Genomic DNA, 3,256 nt, shown 5'->3' with positions numbered 1-3,256 from the left:
TATCAAGTCCATACAACAATATTGTACCAAACACCCAAACCGTTTATGTGCGTTTGGAAGATGACGCTTCAGGCTGCCATGACACAGTAGAGCTTACCCTATTGGTAAACCCATTACCAGCCATAGGAGCGATAACACCATACGAGTTGTGTGACTATAACAACCCAGGCGACGAGCAAGAAACATTTGACCTTACGACCAAAGATGCAGAAATCATCAATGGACAGGTTAATGTAGCGGTAAGCTATTACGAAACACAGGCAGATGCCGAAGCAGGAATCAATGCGATAACCGTACCATATATTAATCAAACCAATCCACAAACCCTATATGTGGCACTTACCAATACAATTACAAACTGTGCTTCAGTAAGTAGTTTTGAGTTGGTGGTCAACCCACTTCCAGCATTAGTAGTTCCTACACCATTGGAAGTTTGTGATGATAATGTACCAGACGGCATAACAGACATTGATCTTACTCTAAAGAATATAGAGATTAGTGGTAACAACCCGAACTACTCGGTAACGTATTACCCAACACAGTTAGATGCAGACAATGCTACTAACCCATTACCAATACCATACACAGGGTTTGATGGAGAAGTAGTGTATGTACGTGTTCAGGATATCAACACAGGATGTTATGCTACTACAACCTTAACGTTGGTAGTGGAACAAGCACCAGTAGCTAATGTGCCAACACCATTGGAGTACTGTGATCCTGATAGTGATGGTTTTGGAGTGTTTACCCTTACCGATGCAGATAATGAAATAACAGGAGGCGTTCCAGGACTTACAGTAACTTACCATGAGACTATGGCAGATGCCAATAATAATGTAAACCCATTAGCAAGTCCATACAATAACATTGTGGTAAACACGCAAACTGTTTACGCTAGAGTAGAAAGCGCTACCATAGCTACCGATTGTGCTACGATAGTAGATTTAGTATTGATAGTAAATCCAACCCCACAATTAGGAGCAGGACCAACACCATTACAAGTCTGTGACGATGCCTCAGCCGATGGATTTGCACAGTTTGACCTTACTACCAAGGATGCAGAAGTACTTCAAAACCTAGCAGACCCAACACAGTATACAGTCACTTATCATGAAACAGAAGCTAATGCTGAAGCAGGAACAAACCCAATACTGAACCCAGCAGCCTATACAAACACAACAGCCTTCAACCAGACCCTATGGGTACGAGTAGAAGACAATAACAACGGATGTTATAAGCTTACAACATTAGAGCTTATCGTTAATGCATTACCAGTATTGGTACAACCATCACCATTGGAGTTATGTGATTATAACAACCCAGGCGATGAGCAAGAAGCCTTTACATTAGAAGATGCAGCTGATGAGATCTTGAATGGTCAAACAGGAATCAGCCTGACGTATTATGAGACCCAAGCCGATGCCGATTCAGGGAACAACCCAATCACAAGTCCATATACTAATACTGTAAACCCACAGACTATTTATGTAAGAGCGACCAATGATGTTACAGGCTGTGTGAGTACGATCACTTTAGATTTACGAGTAAACCCAATACCGTCACCAGCAGTACCAACAGACTTAGAAGAATGTGATGTAGACAATGATGGCTTTGCAAGTTTTGATTTAGACAGTAGTACAGTAGAGATCATCAATGGTGAATTGGATATTGCTGTGAGCTACCATGAGACTATGGCAGATGCTGAAAACGCACAAAACCCATTAGTAAGTCCTTACAGTAATATCGTACCAGATACACAAACCGTTTATGCAAGAGCAGAGAACACAATAACAGGATGCTTTACTATAGTACCATTGGTATTAAATGTATTACCATCACCAGTAGTTCCAACAAACATAGACGATTATGTTATCTGTGATACCAATACCGATGAGATTGCGCAGTTTGATTTAACCACCAAAGCAGCAGAGATATTAGGTACCCAAGACCCAGCAGATTTTGTACTGACCTACCATTTAACACAGGCAGATGCAGACTCAGGAAACAACCCAATAGCTAACACGACTAACTATAGTAACCAAATCAATCCACAGACCATTTACATACGCTTAGTAAGTGTAGCCAATGGCTGTGTAACTACAGGAGAGTTTGAAATACGTGTGGAGCTTCCACCAACAGCAATACAACCAACACCATTAGAGTTGTGTGATGATGAAGTGGCCGATGAGATTACAGTATTTGATCTTACCGTAAAGGACAGTGAGATTACAGGAGGAGAAGCAAGCTGGAGTGTAAGCTATTATGAAACCAATGCCGATGCACAGTCAGGAACCAACGCAGTAGACGCTACAGCCTATACCAATACATCGGTTAATGGCGCACCAGCTAACCCACAAACACTATATGTAGTTGTTACCGATACCGATACAGGCTGTGTGGATTACACAACGTTAACCATTAGAGTATTACCAAACCCAACTCCAAGTACAGATCCAGATAACCTAGAGTTATGTGATGACATCAATACAGGAGATGGACAAGAGGTATTTGATCTTACCGAAAACGAAGTATACATCATCAATGGAGAAGCAGGAGTAACAGCAAGCTACCATGAAACAGAAGAAGATGCAGAAGCAGGAGCCAATGCTATAGCAGACCCAACAATGTACACTAACATCCCAACCGATTACACAGCACAAACCATTTATGTGCGTGTGACTAATGATGTAACAGGATGTTATACCATAGTAACCTTTACGATAACCGTAAACCCATTACCAGATGTAGTAGCAGTAACGGACTTTATCATATGTGAAGACAATACCGATGGCTTTGCACAGTTTGATTTAACCAGTAAAGATGCAGAAGTACTTAATGGTCAAGATCCAACCCTATTTACAGTAAGCTATCATGCTACACAAGCAGATGCTGATGATCTAATGAACGGATTGGTAAGTCCATATACTAATGTGATCAATCCACAACCAATCTATGTAGCCATTACCAATACAGTAACAGGATGTTCGATAAGCACACAAAGCTTTAACATAGAAGTTCAGGAAGCAGCAGAAGCCAATAGTGATATGGAGCCAATTCTATATGAGCTATGTGATGACAATATGGAGATAGATGGAGACCCAACTAACGACAGTGTACAATTTGATCTATCAACATTAGATGAAGACGTACTAGATGGTCAAGACCCATTAAATTATACAGTAACGTACTATGCGAGTTTTGATGATGCAGACGCAGGAGTAAACCCATTACCTACACTTTATGAGAACATCACTAA

1 pseudogene is annotated in these 3,256 nt (G+C 40.9%); it reads left to right on the top strand.

The annotated features are described in order from the left end of the window. Positions 1-3,256: pseudogene (locus DMZ43_RS14885) on the top strand (hypothetical protein); the annotation flags it as partial.

It is taken from the genome of Meridianimaribacter sp. CL38 (genome assembly GCF_004328055.1).
Taxonomy (GTDB): Bacteria; Bacteroidota; Bacteroidia; order Flavobacteriales; family Flavobacteriaceae; genus Gaetbulibacter_B; species Gaetbulibacter_B jejuensis.
The sequence above is the reverse complement of the archived record's forward strand: the minus strand, read 5'-3'. Positions and strand labels throughout refer to the sequence as shown.